The sequence below is a fragment of the Hymenobacter arcticus genome (assembly GCF_054779975.1).
The window spans coordinates 145090-162042 of record NZ_BAAGXF010000015.1 but is presented as its reverse complement, the minus strand read 5'-3'; the positions used below and the strand labels follow the sequence as shown (position 1 = coordinate 162042).

Here is a 16953-nt window from a genome sequence, read left to right as displayed (position 1 = left end):
GCACCCCGCTCGAAATCGAACTTCACTACCTTTTCAACCTACCTTAGCTCGGTGTCCATTTGCACCCGACCACCTCACATCGCCTTCCAAGTAAGAATAGCGCCAGTAATCACTCAGAAAGCCAGTTTCCTGCATGTAAATGCGCGCCTGCGCCTGCTTAGTCCGGCTTAGCTTGCGGAACTGTGTGCCTTTTTTGGTAGTGGCTTCACAAACACTAATGCGGTCCAACTCTTTCTTGCCCAGCATATCCAACACCTGCGGCGCGTGCGTAGTCAGAATTACCTGGTGCTCACGGGACACCTCACGAATGAGGTTAAGTAGCAGATGCAGTTGGTGAGGATGTACGCCTAATTCTGGCTCCTCTATCAGGATAATTTTGGGCTGGCTACGCCGTGCTCCAAGTGGGGATAAAACTTCTATGATAAGATAAAAAAGTCGTTTAGTCCCATCTGATAAGGCGCTGAAAGGCAGCCAGTCTTCTCCTATCTGGTATTCCAGTACCAGTCCTTTTATTATCAAATCGCCCTGAACTGAATTATAATAAATTTGGAAGAACTCACTCCTTCTGACCGCTTTAAGGGGCGAATACAAGGGTAAGTAATTATTCAGCAAGCTGAGATAATCGTCAATTGCTTGCGCTATTCCTTCTTTCGCTCCATCGGTTGTAATAGTAAACAGGTGCTTAGGCTCATTAAGCTGCCCATGAATTGCGCGCATAATTACACCTAATAGTTCTTGGACAAACTGGCTTTCAACCGCATTCAAGTTTTTAGCCTCATTATCCAGTACTATGCTAGTAGCCATCTTCCGGAGTACTATTCTTACCAGTAGTTCGACACTCTCATCTATAATAGGTAATCGGGAAGTAGGTATCCCATGCTGAACCAAGACGACCGTATAAAGAAAAAGTCGGTCATCTACCAGTTCATCAATAGCTGTATAAAGATTGGTTTCATGTACTGTCTCCGAGCCATAAGAGACGGCAGCTAGTAATGGCATGGGGCCTAATAGTCTAGTCAAGTCGTCTTCTGTAGAATCATTTTGCTCTACAAATGCAACCTTCAATTCATACTGGCCGGCTATAATAAGCTCACAACCAAGGCCATCGGTATGACGTCCATTGTAGATGTCTGCTAAATTCTTTGTCAGCGTCAAAAACCGCGTTTTCCCCGCTCCATTCTTACCGATAATAATATTCAGTCCTGGCTTAAAGTCCACCTTCGCATCGCGCAAGGGCGGATAGTCCCGCACCCGCACCTGCTTGAGGTAGGGCGACACATGAGTAGCAGGCGTTTCGACTGAATCAGCCATAAAAAGGCAATGAAGTTTTGAAGCGAAGGTAATCCGCCTATCTACGCCGTTACCGGCTCGCGCAAATGCACCAACATGTCGCGCGTCATCTTACCCAAGTCAAACTCCGGGGCCCAGCCCCAGTCCTGGCGGGCGGCCGTGTCGTCGATGCTGGCGGGCCACGAGTCGGCAATGGCCTGGCGCTGGTCGGGGGCGTAGCTCACCCGGAAGCCGGGCATTTCCTGCTGGATGGCCGTGGTAATCTCGGCGGGCGAGAAGCTCATGGCCCCCAGGTTGTAGCTGGTGCGCACCTTGATGCTTTCGGCCGGGGCGTGCATGAGGTCAAGCGTAGCCTTCAGGGCATCAGGCATATACATCATGGGTAAGTAGGTGTCGGCCTTCAGGAAGCACTCGAAGTCCTCGCCAGCCACGGCCTTGTGGTAAATATCCACGGCGTAGTCGGTGGTGCCGCCGCCGGGCAGGCTCTTGTAGCCGATGAGGCCGGGGTAGCGCAGGCTGCGCACGTCGAGGCCATAGTGGCGGTGGTACCACTCGCACCACTGCTCGCCGGCCAGCTTGCTGATGCCATACACCGTGTTGGGGTTCATGATGGTGGTTTGGGGCGTGTGCTCGCGGGGCGTGTCGGGCCCAAACACAGCAATAGAGCTGGGCCAGTACACCTGCGGCACGCGGTATTGTACGGCCAGGTTCAACACGTTCAGCAAGCCATCCATATTCAGCTTCCAGGCAAACATTGGGTCCTTCTCGGCCGTGGCCGACAGCAGGGCGGCGAGGTGGTATATCTGCACCGGCTGGTACTGCGCAATCAGGGCCTCCAGGCGGGGCTGGTCGAGCACGTCGAGCAGCTCGAAGGGGCCGCCGGCTAGGGCTGCGGGGTCTTTGGGCGGGCGCACGTCGGCGGCTACCACGGCCTCGGGCGCGTAGCGCTGGCGCAGGGCGGCGGTGAGCTCCAGGCCCAACTGGCCGCAGGCCCCAATAACGAGGACGTTGCCGGGTGTTTGAGCAGGGGGGGTATGTTCGCTGGGCGAAGTAGTCATGAGCAGGCTGGGGGTGAGCGGGAGGGGAAGGAGAGCAGCAGGCTACAAAGATACGGCCCGGCTCAGGGGCCGGGTTTGCCTGGCCGCGCAAGGCCGGCTGACCCTAGCGGTATATATTTAGAGCCTATGACTACCCGCTTACTGCTTATGTTCAGCCTGATAGCCTCAATTAGTGTGCCCTTACCCGGCCACGCCCAGCCCGCGATTCCGCTCTACCGCAACCTCATCATGAAAGGCGGCGGCATTCGGGGCATTGCCTACGGCGGGGCTTTGCAGGAGTTGGAGCGGCAGGGTGTGCTGGCTTCCATTACGCGGGTGGGGGGCACCTCGGCGGGGGCCATTCAGGCGGCACTATTAGCGGTGGGCTACGCACCCGCGGCCATTACCGATATCATCAACCGCACGCCTGTACAACGGCTCAACGACGGCCGCTTCATCTTTATCGGGGGTGGCAGCCGGCTGCTACGTCAGTTTGGCTGGTACCGCGGCAACCAGCTCGCCACTTACCTCTGCGAGCTGGTAGGCCGCCAGACTCAGCGTCCTAATCTCACCCTGGCCGAGCTGCACGCGCTGGCCCTGGCGCAGCCCGGCCACTACCGCGACCTCTACACCACCGGCACCAACCTCACCCGGCAATGCACCCAAGTATTCAGCTACGAAACTCACCCCACCATGCGCGTGGCCGATGCCGTGCGCATCAGCATGAGCATCCCGCTGTACTTCCGGGCCGTGCTGCTCGATGCTGATAATCAAGTTATTCAAGGCAAGCCCAAAGCCGGCCAGCCCGTGCAGGTGCTCGTCGATGGTGGCCTGCTAGCCAACTACCCGCTGCACATGTTCGACCTGCCCCGCTACCTGCCCGCTGGCCTGCCGCCTGGCACCACCGCCAACCCCGAAACCCTGGGCCTGCGCCTCGACCGCGCCGAGCAGATAGCCCTCGACACCCTGCCCACCGGCCGGCCGGCCCTGGCCCCGTACGACATCCACGATTTTCCGTCCTACATCGGGGCGCTCTACACCGTGGCCCTCGAAAACCTCAACCCCGCCCTGCCCACTGACTGGCCCCGCACCATCAGTATCAGCACCCTAGGCTATGGGCCGAAGGTGCGCCGCATTTCCGCCGCGCAAAAAGAGCAACTGCTGGCCAGCGGCCGCCAGGGCGTACAAGCCTTCTTCAGCCGCCAGCAAGCTGCCCACTAAATTTCTCGAAAATCTATAATCAACTCACCAACAAGTATTTGTAAAAAGACCTGTATTCGTTGCATTTGGCTAACCAAACGCAACGAATACAGGTCTTTAAGCTGCCAATTTTAACCTGCTCACCAGCCTACCAAAGGCCCGTTGGAATCAGCGAAATTAGCGTAATCTGTCTAAATCTGCGATTAGATGTTCATGGCCGTCTCGCGGCGGCGCATCTTGCCGGCCGGAATGCCGAACATCATTTTGAAGCGGCGGCAGAAGTAGGCGGTGTCTTTGTAGCCCACTTCTTTGCCGATGTCGCGGATGCTTTTCTTGGTGGTGCGTAGCAGCGAAACCGCGCGCTCCATGCGCTGATACTCAATGTAATCCTGCGGGTTAATGTTGGTCAGCATCTTGAAGTACTGGCCCACGTAGTCCTCGCTCACGCTGGCCACCGTAGCCAGCACCTTGTTGGACAAGTCGCCGCTCAGGTTCTCCTTAATGAAGTTGAACAAGTCGATGAGGCGCGGGTCCTTGAAGTAAGTGCTGTTGGTGGCTAACTGCTCCACAAACAGGTTGTTGCGCAGGATGTAGCGCACCACTTCCACCACCAGGTTCTCGGTGTAGATGTTGATGAGGCGCTCGCGGCCCGGCAGGTCCTGCAGCGACTCCTCAATGATTTTGATGACCAGGTTGGCCAGCTTCGAGTTGCCCTTAATGATGAAGGCCGGCACGTCGAGCGACGCGAAGAAGTTGACCGAGTCAAACACCTTGGCCTCAAACGACACGAAGCTGTGGCTTTCCTCAGCATCGCCAATGAAATCGAGCTTGTCGTTGGAGGTAAAAAACCGGTCTTTGTTCGTGATTAAATCATCGTTGGAAATGACGCGGGTGGTAGCGCTTTCGCCGTAGCCCACGCGCGTAGCCCGCCCGCCGGGCAGGAAAAGTAGTTCGCCTTCCTCCACCGTTTGCTCGTCTTCCCCAAAGATTACTTTGCCTTGGTGCAGCAGAATAATGTTATTGCCCACATCATAGGCGTTGCGCACCGTGAATGCTTGCCTCAGTACCAGGTTTTTGGCCCGAATGAACCGCACACCCAGCGATTCAATTACTTTGTTATAGTCTTCCATCTACGTTGTTTTCATTATAGGAAAGGTCGCTTCGGTCACCCGCAAAAGTGGCTCAAGTTACTACCGTTTACTACAATGTTTTCTAAAAAAAATTCACAAAAACAAAAACCCAGACCGATTTGGCCTGGGTTCCGTACAACTTCGCGAATTTACTGGGCGGCAGAGTGCTATTTCAGGATTTCGCGGGATATAACGATTTTCTGAATTTCCGAGGTTCCTTCATAAATCTGGGTAATCTTGGCGTCGCGCATAAAGCGCTCCACATGGTACTCCTTCACAAAGCCGTAGCCGCCGTGAATCTGCACCGCCTCCACGGCCGAATCCATGGCCGTTTTGGAGGCAAACAACTTGGCCATGGCCCCGCTCTTGGCGTAGTCAGCGTGGTTGTCTTTGTCGGCGGCAGCTTGCAGGCACAGCAGGCGAGCGGCGTCGATGTTAGTGGCCATGTCGGCCAGCTTGAACTGGATAGCCTGGTGCTTGGCAATCTCCACGCCGAACGCCTTGCGCTCCTTGGCGTACTTGATGCTCAGCTCCAGCGAGCCCGAGGCAATGCCCAGCGCCTGCGCCGCAATGCCGATGCGGCCGCCCGCCAGCACCTGCATGGCAAACTTAAAGCCGAAGCCATTGGCCCCGATGCGGTTTTCCTTAGGCACCTGCACATCGGTAAACATGAGCGAGCAGGTATCAGAACCCCGAATGCCGAGTTTGTTCTCCTTCGGGCCTTGGATGAAGCCGGGCATGTCCTTATCCACAATCAGCACGTTGATGCCGCGCGACTTCAACTCGGGGTTGGTTTGGGCAATAACCAGGTACACCGAGGCGGTGGTGCCGTTGGTAATCCAGTTTTTGGTGCCGTTGAGCAGGTAGTAGTCGCCTTTGTCTTCGGCGGTGGTGCGCTGGCTGGTGGCATCAGAGCCGGCCTCGGGCTCGGAGAGGGCGAAGGCGCCAATGATTTCACCCGAGCACAGGCGGGGCAGGTACTTCTGCTTCTGCTCCTCGGTGCCGTATTGCTCTAAGCCCCAGCAAACCAGCGAGTTATTAACCGACATGATAACCGAGCACGAGGCATCGACTTTGGAGATTTCCTCCATCGCCAGCACGTAACTCATAGTGTCGAGGCCCGAGCCGCCGTACTCGGGGCTCACCATCATGCCCATGAAGCCGAGCTCGCCCATGCGCTTGACCTGGGCGGCGGGAAATTTCTGGTGCTCGTCGCGCTCAATCACGCCTTCCCACAGCTCGCTTTGGGCAAAGTCGCGGGCGGCGGCCTGCACGGCCAGTTGCTCTTCGGTGAGCTGGAAGGGGGAGGCCGTGGCCGTCGAAGTGGTCATTTCCAAAATACTGGGGTGGGGGATAGGGTGGGAGAGGAGGAGGGTAGACTGCAAAAATACGTTATTCGGCCCTAAAACGGTTGCGCTAACTAGTAGGCGTGCCGAGTAGTTAGGGTTTCAGGCTGTCGGTTATCTTCTTAACAATGTTGGAGGTGCTGTAGCCAGCCACCAGCGGCACGGTGAGCACCTGCCCGCCCCGCCCTAACACCAGCTCGTGGCCCACAATTCCGGCCACGGCATAATCGTCGCCCTTCACCAGAATATCGGGCTGCACGGCCTCAATGAGTTGCAACGGCGTGGGCTCGCCAAATAGCACCACGGCATCCACAAAGGCTAGCGCGGCCAGAATGCGGGCGCGGGCGGTTTCGTCCTGCAAGGGCCGGCCGGGCTTGAGCACGCGCACCGAAGCATCGGTGTTGAGGCCCACCACCAAGCGGGTGCCGAGGGCGCGGGCCTTTTCGAGGTAGTCGACGTGGCCCAGGTGCAGCAAATCGAAGCAGCCGTTGGTGAATACCACGCGCTCGCCGGCATCGCGCCAAGCGGCGAGCGTGGCCGGCAACTGCGTGGGAGTTAGGATTTTATCGGCAGTCATGGGTTTAAGTTAGCAGTTAGTGATTCTACGGCTTGTCCAAAAACGTCTGTCATTGCGAGCAGCGCGAAGCAATCGCATCAGAAAATTGTCGTGCGGGTATCGTGCTGGTGCGATTGCCACGCTCCACTGCGTTGCGCTCGCAATGACAGACGTTTTTCTTAAGTCTTTATGAACTCACTCCGTGGTTAGCGGTTCGTCGGCCAGGGCTTCGGCTTCGGCTACTACACTGCCTTTGTCGGCGGCGGCCACGGCCACGAAGCTGATGCCGCCCATCAGCACCACCAGTAGCGTTTGGGCCCCGTGCACCACCAGGGCGTAGGCAATGCCCGCTTCCTTATTAACCCCGTAGGCCAGCAAAATACCCTGCACCAGCACGTGAAACGGCCCAATGCCGCCCGCCACCGGCGCGGCCATGCCAAACGCCCCGAAGGTGAGCACCGCCAGGCCGGCTTTCATCCCCAACCCGTGGGTTTCGGGAAAGCAGAGAAAGGCGATGTAGTTGGTGAAGAAATACACGCTCCAGGTAAATAGCGTGTGGAATAGAAACAGGCCCTTGTTTTCGAGCTTGAGCACGCTGAACACGCCGGCCAGCAGGCCCTTCACAAACAGCGTGGCCTTGTTGAAAAGGGCGTTTTGGCGCAGGCGCTCCAAGTTGCGCACCAGCGTGTAGGCGGCCACAGCCAGCAGCACCAAGCCGCCCAGCGCGGCTAGCAGCAGGGGCGTGCGGTTGCGGGCCAGGGCATCGTACTGTCCCCCAAAAAGCTTGTCGGTAGCAAAGGCCCAGAAGGTGTTGAAATCGAGCAACAACGTGGCCCCCAGCAAGCTAAGCAGCACCACCACGTCGATAACGCGCTCCGTAACCACGGTGCCCAGCGCCACCTGCACCGGCACGCCGCCCGTGCGCCGCAGCACCGAGCAGCGGATAACCTCGCCGGCCCGCGGCAGTACCAGGTTGGCGAGGTAGCCCACCATCATGGCGTGGTACACGGTCCAGAACGGGGCCGGCGTGCGCGAGGCGGTGAGCTGCATCTGCCAGCGGAAGGCGCGGCTGAAGTAGCCCAGCGCCGAGATAACGAGCGTAAGCGAGAGCCAGAAATAGTTGGCCGTGCGGATGTAGTGCCCAATGCGCGACAAATCTTGCCCGCGCACCGCAAACCACATCAGCGCGCCCGAAATCCCCAGCAGCAGGGCATACTTGAGGATGGTAACTAAGTGCTTCATTTTTTAGCTGTTAGCTAATAGCTGTTAGCCTTTAGCTTTCGTTCGATAAAAAGCTAATAGCTAACAGCCATCAGCTAATAGCTTACCCCAGCCGGTTGTGCTGGTCGGGGAAGATGATGGTGGGCTGGTGGGCGCGGGCCTCCTTGAAATCAACTAAGCCGTAGGAGATGATGATGACGATGTCGCCCACGGCGGCCTTGCGGGCGGCGGGGCCGTTGAGGCAAATCATGCCCGTGCCGCGCGCGCCCTTGATGGTGTAGGTTTCGAGGCGCTCGCCGTTGTTGACGTTCACCACGGTTACCTTCTCGTTCTCCACCATATTGGCGGCGTCAAGCAGGTCTTCGTCAATGGTAATGCTGCCCACGTAGTGCAGCTCGGCCTGGGTTACTTTGGCCCGGTGAATTTTGGACTTGAGAACTTCGATGTGCATACCTAAAAACTATAAAAGCCCCCAAAGATAACCGCCCCTTGGCGGGGGCGGGGGCGCGTCGTACTTTCCGGTCCCCATCTGCCTCTGCTCTCCTGTAATATGAAAAACCGACTTGCCGGCCCCTGGTGCCTGTTGCTGCTGGCGGCCGGGCTGCTGGCCCCCGCCGCCGCCCGCGCCCAAACGCCCCTCGGCCAGCCCTCGCTCGACGAGGCCAAGGTGCAAATCTGGTGCGCCACCGCCCGCTACGTGTACGCCGACGCTGGCCGGCCGCAGCTGCAGCGCACGCTGCGCTGCGAGGGCGGCAACCTGGCCGGCCTGGCCGCCAGCCTGCGGCCCGATAGCCTGCGCATTTACTCAGTACTGTACTTGCCTATTGAGGGTAAAGGCAAGATATACAAGGGGTTGAAGAATAATCCGGCCCGCGTGGCGGCGCTGGTTAAGGCCATTGTCAGCCGCTTGAAGGCCTCGCCCGCCCGCCAGCGTGACCCAGCCCGCCTGGCCGGCCTGCAAGCGCTCGAAAAAAAGCTGACCGACTACGTTCAAACCGGCCTGCCGCCCACCGACCCCACGCCCGCCCCCCAGGCCGAAACTGAGGCGGGCACCGGGGCCGGCCCCGCCGAAGCCGCCGAGGCCAGCGGGGGCCCCGCCGCCCACCCCACCGCGCTGGCTCCGGCTGCTGCCGCCGAGCCGCTGCTTAACCGGATTTTTGCGCCGTTAGCGCTGATTTTAAGTATTTTAAGCCTGGTGTTGTACGCTATGCTACGCCTGAGCCTGGGCCGCGAGCTGCGGCAGCTGCGCCGGGCGGCCCCCGCCGCTGGCTCCGACCTCACGGCTGCCCAGCGCCAGCAGATAGAGGCGCTCGTGAACGCCCGAGTGGCCGAGGCCCTGCGCCAAGCCAACGAAACCACCCCCGATGCCTGACCCCGCGGGCCGGGGGCTAAACATCCAACCCCGCTGCTTATTCTTACGGTGTATGACGCGCATTTCTATTCTTCGCATGGGCTTGGTGCTGGCGGGGCTGCTGCTGGCGGCCGGCTGCCGCATTGCCACCTCCCGCGCGCCGGAGCGCAAAGAGGCCGTGCGCGCCAATGCCGTGTCTAACAAGCACATTCTCACCGAGTCGCCCACGCTGGAACACCCTGCGCCCAAGGTGGTGCCCGGCCCGTAGCTTCTTTATTGCTCTTTATTTTGACGTATCCCGCCGCCCACCGCGACCCGCAGCCCGACACCTACTTCGGCACCCAGGTGCCCGACCCCTACCGCTGGCTCGAAGACGCCGACGCCCCCGAAACCACCGCCTGGGTAACTGCCCAAAACGAGGTGACCTTCGACTACCTGGCTCAGATTCCATTTCGCGATAAGCTGCGCGAGCGCCTCACCCAGCTCTGGAACTACGAGCGCTACGGCGTGCCGAGCCAGGAGGGTAACCTACTGATTTTTAGTAAGAATGATGGCTTGCAAAACCAGGCCGTGGTGTACGCCGTGCCGGTGGGCCAGCCCCTGGACGCGGCCGCGGTGCTGCTCGACCCCAACCAGTTTTCGGCTGATGGCACTACGGCGCTCACGGGCCTGCATTTCAGCAACGACCACCGCTACCTGGCCTACACCACCAGCGGCGGCGGCTCCGACTGGCAGCAAATCCGGCTGCTCGACATGGCCAGCCGCCAGCCCCTGCCCGATGCGCTCGACTGGGTGAAAGTCTCAGGCGTGGCCTGGGCCAAAGAGGGTTTTTACTACAGCGCCTACGATGCGCCCCGGCCCGGCGAGGCCGCGCTGGCCGGCAAAAACGAGTTCCATAAGGTGTACTACCACCGCCTGGGCACGCTCCAAAGCGCCGACGAGCTGGTGTACGAAAACCCGGCAATGGCCTTGGGCTTCCGCATTGCCGACGTGACGGAGGACGAGCGCTGGCTCTGCCTGAGCCTCACCGATGGCAAAAGCGACGGCAACCAGCTGCTGGTGCGCGACTTGCAAAACCCCACGCAAGCCGCCACCTGGCTTACCGTGCAGCCCAGCTACGCGTTTGACACCAGCGTAATCGGCAGCCTCGGCGACGAGCTGCTGCTCTACACCAACGACCACGCGCCCAACTACCGCATCGTGCGCGTGTGCCCTGGGCAAGCTGCTGATTGGCAAGATGTTATTGCCGAAACTGCGGAGAAGCTCGAAGGCATCAGCCAGGCGGCGGGCTGCCTACTGGCCACCTACCTGCACGATGCCAGCTCACGGGTGCGGGTATATTCGGAACAGGGTGAGCACCAGCATGATGTGGCGCTGCCGGCCATTGGCACGGCGGGCGGCTTTGGCGGGCGGCGCACCGACCGCGAACTGTACTACGCCTTCACGTCGTTCACGTACCCGACCACCATCTACCACTACGACCCGGTGGCCAACGTGAGCACGGTGTTCAAAGCGCCCACCGTGGACGTGCAACCCGCTGACTATATGACCACCCAGGTGTTCTACGCCAGCAAGGACGGTACGCAGGTACCCATGTTCATCACTCACAAGAAGGGGCTGGCGCTCGATGGCCAAAACCCCACTTACCTCTACGCCTACGGCGGCTTCAACGTGAGCGTCACGCCGGGCTTCTCGGTGGCGCGGCTGCTGTGGCTGGAGCAGGGCGGCGTGCTGGCCATCCCCAACCTGCGCGGCGGCGGCGAATACGGCGAGGCCTGGCACCAGGCGGGAATGACGCCCCATAAGCAAAACGTGTTCGACGACTTTGTCGCCGCCGCTGAAACACTTGTCAATCAAGGTTATACCAGCGCCGCCAAGCTGGCTATTGCAGGTGGCTCGAACGGCGGCCTGCTAGTAGGTGTCATTATGACGCAGCGCCCTGAGCTGTGCCGCGTGGCCCTGCCCGCCGTGGGCGTCATGGACATGCTCAAGTACCAGAAATTCACCATCGGCTGGAACTGGGCTCCCGAGTACGGCACCTCCGACGACGAGGCGCAGTTTCGTAACCTGCTCAGCTACTCGCCGTTGCATAACCTGAAGCCCGGTACGGCCTACCCCGCCACCCTCATTACCACCGCCGACCACGACGACCGCGTGGTGCCGGCGCACTCCTTCAAATTCGCGGCCCAGCTGCAAGCCGACCAGGCCGGCGACGCGCCCACCCTTATCCGCATCGATGTGAATGCCGGCCACGGCGCGGGCAAAAGCACGCAGCTCCAGATAGCCGAGTGGGCCGATGTGTGGAGCTTCACACTGTTTGAGATGGGGGAGTCGGTGAAATAAAGTCAAAATTGAACGTCATGCTCATCTGGCGTCCGCTTGTCGAAGCAGTTCTACCACGCCGTTTGGGTTAGTAACCTACTGGCGTGGTAGAACTGCTTCAACAAGCGGACGCCAGATGAGCATGACGTTCAATTTTGAGCTTACACTCTTACATAAAGGTTATTCCACCACTTCCAGCGTGGTGCGGAAGGAATGGTACTTGCCGGCAAAGCGCTTATCCATTTCCTGAATCAGAGCGGGTGCAAAGTGCGCCTGGTAGGCCTCCAGCTGTTCGAGGCTGACGCTGAAATACTGGGCGGCGTACGTGACGCCGCCATCCTCCTCATTGAGGAGGCGCAGCAGGGTGCTTTTGATAAAGCACCCAGTACCAACTACTTCGGCCATGTGGTGCTCGCGCATGTAGGCTACCCATTCGTCGGCTATGCTGGGTTCGAGGCTGGTGGTGACGTTGTAAAGAATCATAAAAAGCAGCTTGGTGGTTCGGTAATTCAGAACTGGCGGCCCACTAGTCTGTCGCCTTGGGCTCACACGCGCATGGTGTCAAACTGGTAGTCGTTGATGCGAGCTAGGATGTCTTTGGGCGTTAGCTTTTCTTTGGCCGTAGCTTGGGCTAAGGCGGGTAATTCCTGGTCGCCGGCGAGGCGCAGCGTTAGTATCTGCTTGATATTCAGTTCTTTCTCTAAAGAAGCGAAGCGCTGGCCGCTTACTTCAAAGTAGCGCTGGCGCACTTCGAGGCGGGCAATACGGTCTTGCAGCGTGAGGGCGTAATGCTGACGCAGCATCACCACGGCCACAAAAAAGAGCAGCGTAACGGCGGCCAGCGAAAACCAGAGCCGCGCAATTTCGGAGTCGTCGCCGGCCACGCCCACGTAGCGCCGGATGGTGTAGCCCACCATCAGCAGCGCGAGGGGCAGCACCACAAAATGGTGCAGTGGGTAGTATTTAGCAGGGTTTTTGGCAGCCATAGGGCGAAAAGGCGAGCGGCGTGAGTAAAAACAAGCATACGGCCAAAACAAAAAAAGCTCCGGCCGGGGCCGGAGCTTTTTAACAAAAGCCGAGCAATTGCTTGCGCCGGTGGCTGGTCTACTGCATTTTGCGAGCGGCTTTCTCGGCGGCTTTTTCCGCTTTCATTTGCTCTTTGGCGGCTTTTTCTTGCTGCGAGGCTACTTTTTCCTGCTGCTTGGCCATTTTCAGCTGCTCGTTTTGCTGCTTGGCTTGCTCGCGCTGCTGGCGCATCTGGCTTTTTAGCTCGCGCGTCTGGCTTTGCTGCTGCTTCAGCTGGCGGCGGTTGTCCTCCACCGTTTGGTCGGCCGCTTTGCGCTGGTCGCGCTGCTGCTCGTAGGTCGATTGGGTGCTTTGTACCATTTGGGGCGTGGCAACCGCTGGGTCGGCAGTGGTGGTTTGGGCGTGGGCCGAGGTGGCAACCAGGGCGCTCAGGGCGAACACGGCCCCAAAAAATAACTTTTTCATAGAATAAATTAAAGCCAGCTACTGTGGCCGCGTCTTCAACGCAAGGGCCGCCGGATAGTTCGGCCCGCGCCGATTAATCTTCCTCTATCGCCTTGAAAAATAGTTATTTGGCCAAGTAATGCCAAGGCATCTGCGTTCCGCGTTCTACTTAAACGCCAGCGGCACTACCAGCTTCACGCTCAGCGTGCGGCCCAGGTTGTACACGCCGCGCCGGCCGGTGGCGTAGTTGAGCTGCTCGTATTTGAGGCGGCTGAGGTGGCTTTGGTAGGCCACGTCGAAGAGGTTGTTGGCCGTGACGTAGAGCGAGAACAGCGTGCGGCCCTTGGCGTCGGCCACGTCGGTGCCCACGCCGGCATTAAACAAGGTGTAGGCTGGCGTGGCTGTTTCGGTGTCGAACGCGCCAAAGAAGCGGTTTTGGGCGAAGGTTTGCTCCAATTGAAAGCGAGCGTACACGTTGGTCAGGCGCTTGCCCTGGCGGCGGAAGTTGCCGCGCAGCTCACTTTGCAGGCGGTCGGCCGGGATGAAGGGCAAAAACTGCTGCTCGCTGGGCACGTCGAGCTGGCGCGCGCGCACCATGGCAAACGAGTTTTCGAAGTGCAGCCAGTCGAGCGGGTGGGGGTGAAAGTCAAGCGTGACCTCGCCGCCCAGCAGCCGCGCCTGCCCCTGCACGTAGTTGAAGAGGCCGATATCGGGGCCCGTGGACACCAGCGAGTCGGTGCCGGCCCGGTTCAGCACCCGCCGCGCAAAAATGTAGTTGCTGATACTGTTCTCAAACGCATCTACCGTAAAGCGCACGTGGTCAGAGGTGTAGCTTACGCCCGCATCTACCTGTAAGCTGGTTTCGGCCTGGAGGCCAGGCTGGCCTACCTCGTAGCGAATGGTACCCTCGTGCACGCCGTTGGCCCCCAGCTCGGCAATGTTGGGAGCCCGGAAGCCCCGCGAAATATTGGCCTTCACCGTGAGCCGGTCGCTGAGGTTGTAGGCCGCGCCCAGGCTGCCGCTGTAGTTATTAAACGTGCTGAGGAAGCCCGGAAACTTGGTTTCGGCCCCCGGCGTGGTGGGGGCGGTGGGCTGCTCGTTGCCGTCGAGGTACAGGCTTTGGGCCGAAATGCGGCGCACGTCGTAGCGCAGGCCGCCGCTGAGGTCGAGCCCGCCAAACGACTTTTTGAGCACCCCAAACACGCCGCCCTCCGTCATATTGTAGGCCGGAATGAGGAATTCGGTGCCCAGGTTGCGGTTTTGCTGGCGCAGGCCGGTGGTGCCCACGGCCAGGTTGTAGCCGCCGCCAAACTCGGGCACGAAGTAGCGCAGGGCGTAGTCCACGGTGCGCAGCTGGAAGTAGAGCTGCGGCTCGGTGGGGTTCAGCACGTCGCCGTACTCGCGGCGCAGGTTCTGCTGGTAGTTGACTTGCAGCGTAAGCCGGCCGCCGTTTTGGCCCACCACAAAACTGTTGTCGGTGCCAAAGCGCAGGTGGTTAACGAGTTGGCGGGGCTCGGTGAGGCCGTAGCCGCGCAACTCGCCGTCGCTCACAATGCGCGATTCTACCTGGCCGCCCACGGCCACATCGCGCATAAAGCGCCCGCTCAGGCTGTCGCGGATGCCCTCCACGAGGCCCAGGTTTTGGTTGAACGTGCTGAAGGTGAGGTGCGAGTAGCCCCAGCTTTTGTTCAGGCCCAGGTAGCCATTGGCGTTCCACTCATTAAAGCCCGAGTTGAAAACGTGGTCGTCGTAGCGGTTTTGGTAGTTGCCGGCCACCTTGCGGGTGCCGCGCACCAGCCAGTTGAGGCCGTTGAGGTTGCCCGCATTCTCCAGCGAGTAGCCCTGCTGGCGGTTGTTAGTCTGGTAGTTGGCCGTGGCCGAGCCCGTGATGTGGCCCTCCGCAATGGGCTCGGGGGCCAGGAAATTGATGACGCCCGCCATGGCATCGGAGCCATATAATAAGGAGCCCGGCCCCTTAATAATCTCGGCCCGGTCGATGCTAAACTCATCAATCTCGATGCCGTGCTCGTCGCCCCACTGCTGGCCCTCCTGCTTGGCCCCGTTGTTCAGGGTCACCACGCGGTTGTAGCCCAGCCCACGCACGACAGGCTTACTAATGGCCGCCCCGGTGGTAATCTGGCTGATGCCCGGCGTGTGGGCAATGGCGTCGATAATGTTGGTGGCCGACGTCTGGTTGAGGCGCGTGCGGTCCACCACTGTGGTGGGCACCGGCGAGCGGCGCAGCTCGGTGGCCTGGCTCACGCCCGTGACTACTACCTGGCCGATTTCGGTGGCCGCGGGCGTGAGCTTAAGGTCGAGGGCCTGACCGGTGCCGGTATCGATGGTTTGGGTTATCGTGTTGTAGCCCAGCGAAGTAATCTGCACTAAAAACCGCCCGCGGGGCAGGTTGGCGAAACTAAAGCGGCCGTCGGCATCGGTGGCCGCGCCCTGCTTAAGGTCGGGAAAAATAACGTTGGCCCCCGGCAAAGGCTGGCCGGTGCCGGCATCGGTGAGGCGGCCGGCGAAGGTGGCGGCGGCTCGGCCGCGAGTAGCAGTAGCCGGGGCTACCTGCGCGCCCGCCGATAAAGTGAACGTGCTGGCTAGCACCACTAGTACAGAGGTACGAAGCATAAAAAACCGCGAAATGAAGGGGAGGCTACCGCGCCGCACTACCCGGCCCGCCGCACCCCGCCCCGCAAACAAACCCCAGCCAGGAGCCAGGGTATGTTCACATTTTCTCTAAAACCAAACCAGAGAAAAACCGGGACGGCGGGCCCAGTGGGGCCGGGCGGCAAGCGGGTAAGGTCAGCCGTGAAGGCTGATAGTCAGGCGGATAACCTGTGAATTTAAAAGATAAGCAACGGCGAGTAAGCGGCCACCCTCCAGGGCAGCCTACGCCAGTGGGGGGCCGCGCAGGGCCGTGCTCCGCAGCACCGCTGCCAGGCTAGCCAGCTGGGCCGGCACGGCCAGCGGCTGGTAGTGCGCGCGCAGCCGCGGCGGCGGTATGCGTATCGGCAACGCCGCTGTGTAGGGCGTATTGTAAAACTGCTCGGTGTGGCAGTGGGTGTGCTTGGGGCTGGCCAACTCCTTGCCGGTGGGGCGGCGGGCGGCGGCTAGCTCGGTGGTGTGGCCGTGGGTGTGCAGCGCCAGCACCCACGCCTCGGGCAGCAGCGTCCGCACGAGGCAGAGCAGCAGCAGCAGGGCGAGGTAGGGGCGGAGGATGGGCCGTAACACGGGAATACCAATAAGCTCTACCTAGATAGAGACTACTGCCGCGCAATGGTTGCATCGGCCCCGCAAAGTTACGGAGTAGCACCCGCCTAATGTTAGTTTATTGCAACAATGTTACAAAGCAGGCCTTTTCGGGCTAAATCCTGACGCACAGCTCCTAGCATAGATTAATGCTCGGCTAGCCGCGTATCTTGTCGGCCTCATTCTATATAGTTCCTCATGTACTCTGCTTTTTGGCGTAGGTTATGGCTGCTGGCTGGCTTGGTACTGCTCATGCGCCAGGCCCGCGCCCAGGTGCCGGCGGCGTTGCTGGGGGAGTGGGAGCTGCGCCAAATCAGCTTCGTAACCGACCAGGGAGCCGCCCCCGAGCTGCTGGCCCGCATGGACAACCCCGAGGTGGCCGCCCTCAACCGGGAGGTGACCGCGGGAACATCCCGCCTGCGAGTCACGTTTCGGGCCGATGGCACCTACGCGTTCAGCATTGCGCGCCTTGGCCAGCCCGTTCGCAATGAAACCGGCACGTATTCCGTTCAGAACAAAACGCTCTTTGCCCAGAGCTCGGCCACAGCGGGCGGCTCGTCGTTCGACCACCAGCGCCTGGTGCAGGTGGGCCGGCGCAAGTTGGTAGTGGAGTTTCTGGTGGGCGAGGAGCTGCCCGGCGTAACGGAAGAGGTGGAATACCGCCGCCTCCCCTGACAGTTTAAAGTATAGCTGTTACTTAAATTTAAGTGCAGCTACGTCCATTTTAAGTTCGTGGCCGTATATGTGCCGCTCCGCTGCTATCCTGGCACCCCGCCAA

The 16953-nt window shown here is 60.0% G+C and carries 17 protein-coding genes; 5 read left to right on the top strand and 12 right to left on the bottom strand.

Going from position 1 to position 16953, the window contains the following annotated elements; translation table 11 throughout:
• Positions 1–33: 33 nt before the first annotated feature.
• Both ACYVGC_RS20710 and ACYVGC_RS20705 read right to left on the bottom strand, forming a co-directional pair.
• Positions 34–1311, bottom strand: coding sequence for an AAA family ATPase (locus ACYVGC_RS20710; RefSeq protein ID WP_460585769.1), 1278 nt, complete (start codon positions 1309–1311; stop codon positions 34–36).
• Between the two features lie 41 nt (positions 1312–1352).
• The gene (locus ACYVGC_RS20705) at positions 1353–2348 is read right to left on the bottom strand and encodes a Rossmann-fold NAD(P)-binding domain-containing protein (RefSeq protein WP_460585768.1); all 996 of its coding nucleotides are present in this window, start codon (positions 2346–2348) and stop codon (positions 1353–1355) included.
• A 126-nt stretch (positions 2349–2474) separates the two neighbouring features.
• Here ACYVGC_RS20705 and ACYVGC_RS20700 point away from each other — a divergent pair, with 126 nt between their 5' ends.
• Entirely contained in the window at positions 2475–3548 is a 1074-nt protein-coding gene (locus ACYVGC_RS20700) for a patatin-like phospholipase family protein (protein ID WP_460585767.1), read from the top strand.
• Between the two features lie 182 nt (positions 3549–3730).
• Here the strand turns inward: ACYVGC_RS20700 and ACYVGC_RS20695 are convergent, their stop codons facing one another.
• The 5 genes from ACYVGC_RS20695 to panD all read right to left on the bottom strand — a co-directional run bounded on the left by ACYVGC_RS20695 (position 3731) and on the right by panD (position 8231).
• Entirely contained in the window at positions 3731–4657 is a 927-nt protein-coding gene (locus ACYVGC_RS20695) for an AraC family transcriptional regulator (protein WP_460585766.1), read from the bottom strand.
• A 167-nt stretch (positions 4658–4824) separates the two neighbouring features.
• The gene (locus tag ACYVGC_RS20690) at positions 4825–5988 is read right to left on the bottom strand and encodes an acyl-CoA dehydrogenase family protein (protein ID WP_460585765.1); all 1164 of its coding nucleotides are present in this window, start codon (positions 5986–5988) and stop codon (positions 4825–4827) included.
• A 109-nt stretch (positions 5989–6097) separates the two neighbouring features.
• Positions 6098–6580: a nucleotidyl transferase family protein gene (rfaE2, locus tag ACYVGC_RS20685; protein ID WP_460585764.1), complete on the bottom strand. Its 483-nt coding sequence runs from the start codon at positions 6578–6580 to the stop codon at positions 6098–6100.
• Positions 6581–6754: 174 nt separating this feature from the next.
• A complete protein-coding gene (locus ACYVGC_RS20680; RefSeq protein WP_460585763.1) occupies positions 6755–7801 on the bottom strand; it encodes a lysylphosphatidylglycerol synthase transmembrane domain-containing protein in 1047 nt (348 codons plus the stop codon).
• Positions 7802–7883: 82 nt separating this feature from the next.
• Complete coding sequence (panD, locus tag ACYVGC_RS20675) at positions 7884–8231, bottom strand: aspartate 1-decarboxylase (protein ID WP_460585762.1); 348 nt, start codon at positions 8229–8231, stop codon at positions 7884–7886.
• Positions 8232–8330: 99 nt separating this feature from the next.
• Here panD and ACYVGC_RS20670 point away from each other — a divergent pair, with 99 nt between their 5' ends.
• From ACYVGC_RS20670 to ACYVGC_RS20660, 3 genes are read left to right on the top strand one after another with little or no spacing between them, the layout of a single operon-like run.
• Entirely contained in the window at positions 8331–9152 is an 822-nt protein-coding gene (locus tag ACYVGC_RS20670; RefSeq protein ID WP_460585761.1) for a hypothetical protein, read from the top strand.
• Between the two features lie 52 nt (positions 9153–9204).
• On the top strand, positions 9205–9399 hold the full coding sequence (locus tag ACYVGC_RS20665) for a hypothetical protein (protein ID WP_460585760.1): 195 nt from the start codon (positions 9205–9207) through the stop codon (positions 9397–9399).
• A 20-nt stretch (positions 9400–9419) separates the two neighbouring features.
• Positions 9420–11474, top strand: coding sequence for a prolyl oligopeptidase family serine peptidase (locus ACYVGC_RS20660; protein ID WP_460585759.1), 2055 nt, complete (start codon positions 9420–9422; stop codon positions 11472–11474).
• Between the two features lie 159 nt (positions 11475–11633).
• On the opposite strand, the gene ACYVGC_RS20655 is transcribed toward ACYVGC_RS20660, so the two are convergent.
• The 5 genes from ACYVGC_RS20655 to ACYVGC_RS20635 form a co-directional block, all read right to left on the bottom strand.
• Entirely contained in the window at positions 11634–11936 is a 303-nt protein-coding gene (locus ACYVGC_RS20655) for a DUF4286 family protein (RefSeq protein ID WP_460585758.1), read from the bottom strand.
• A gap of 62 nt (positions 11937–11998) precedes the next feature.
• Positions 11999–12439, bottom strand: coding sequence for a DUF6526 family protein (locus ACYVGC_RS20650; RefSeq protein WP_460585757.1), 441 nt, complete (start codon positions 12437–12439; stop codon positions 11999–12001).
• Positions 12440–12557: 118 nt separating this feature from the next.
• A complete protein-coding gene (locus tag ACYVGC_RS20645) occupies positions 12558–12944 on the bottom strand; it encodes a hypothetical protein (protein ID WP_460585756.1) in 387 nt (128 codons plus the stop codon).
• 144 nt (positions 12945–13088) lie between these two features.
• Complete coding sequence (locus ACYVGC_RS20640; RefSeq protein WP_460585755.1) at positions 13089–15554, bottom strand: TonB-dependent receptor; 2466 nt, start codon at positions 15552–15554, stop codon at positions 13089–13091.
• A 261-nt stretch (positions 15555–15815) separates the two neighbouring features.
• Positions 15816–16157, bottom strand: a complete 342-nt coding sequence (locus ACYVGC_RS20635; RefSeq protein ID WP_460585754.1) for a hypothetical protein — start codon at positions 16155–16157, stop codon at positions 15816–15818.
• Between the two features lie 216 nt (positions 16158–16373).
• Between ACYVGC_RS20635 and ACYVGC_RS20630 the strand changes: the two genes are divergently transcribed.
• Positions 16374–16850, top strand: coding sequence for a hypothetical protein (locus ACYVGC_RS20630; protein ID WP_460585753.1), 477 nt, complete (start codon positions 16374–16376; stop codon positions 16848–16850).
• Positions 16851–16953 lie beyond the last annotated feature (103 nt).

Coding starts and splice junctions, on each gene's coding strand:
- ACYVGC_RS20710 (WP_460585769.1), bottom strand. CDS start 1,311: ATGGCTGATTCAGTCGAAACGCCTGCTACTCATGTGTCGCCCTACCTC.
- ACYVGC_RS20705 (WP_460585768.1), bottom strand. CDS start 2,348: ATGACTACTTCGCCCAGCGAACATACCCCCCCTGCTCAAACACCCGGC.
- ACYVGC_RS20700 (WP_460585767.1), top strand. CDS start 2,475: ATGACTACCCGCTTACTGCTTATGTTCAGCCTGATAGCCTCAATTAGT.
- ACYVGC_RS20695 (WP_460585766.1), bottom strand. CDS start 4,657: ATGGAAGACTATAACAAAGTAATTGAATCGCTGGGTGTGCGGTTCATT.
- ACYVGC_RS20690 (WP_460585765.1), bottom strand. CDS start 5,988: ATGACCACTTCGACGGCCACGGCCTCCCCCTTCCAGCTCACCGAAGAG.
- rfaE2 (WP_460585764.1), bottom strand. CDS start 6,580: ATGACTGCCGATAAAATCCTAACTCCCACGCAGTTGCCGGCCACGCTC.
- ACYVGC_RS20680 (WP_460585763.1), bottom strand. CDS start 7,801: ATGAAGCACTTAGTTACCATCCTCAAGTATGCCCTGCTGCTGGGGATT.
- panD (WP_460585762.1), bottom strand. CDS start 8,231: ATGCACATCGAAGTTCTCAAGTCCAAAATTCACCGGGCCAAAGTAACC.
- ACYVGC_RS20670 (WP_460585761.1), top strand. CDS start 8,331: ATGAAAAACCGACTTGCCGGCCCCTGGTGCCTGTTGCTGCTGGCGGCC.
- ACYVGC_RS20665 (WP_460585760.1), top strand. CDS start 9,205: ATGACGCGCATTTCTATTCTTCGCATGGGCTTGGTGCTGGCGGGGCTG.
- ACYVGC_RS20655 (WP_460585758.1), bottom strand. CDS start 11,936: ATGATTCTTTACAACGTCACCACCAGCCTCGAACCCAGCATAGCCGAC.
- ACYVGC_RS20650 (WP_460585757.1), bottom strand. CDS start 12,439: ATGGCTGCCAAAAACCCTGCTAAATACTACCCACTGCACCATTTTGTG.
- ACYVGC_RS20645 (WP_460585756.1), bottom strand. CDS start 12,944: ATGAAAAAGTTATTTTTTGGGGCCGTGTTCGCCCTGAGCGCCCTGGTT.
- ACYVGC_RS20640 (WP_460585755.1), bottom strand. CDS start 15,554: ATGCTTCGTACCTCTGTACTAGTGGTGCTAGCCAGCACGTTCACTTTA.
- ACYVGC_RS20630 (WP_460585753.1), top strand. CDS start 16,374: ATGTACTCTGCTTTTTGGCGTAGGTTATGGCTGCTGGCTGGCTTGGTA.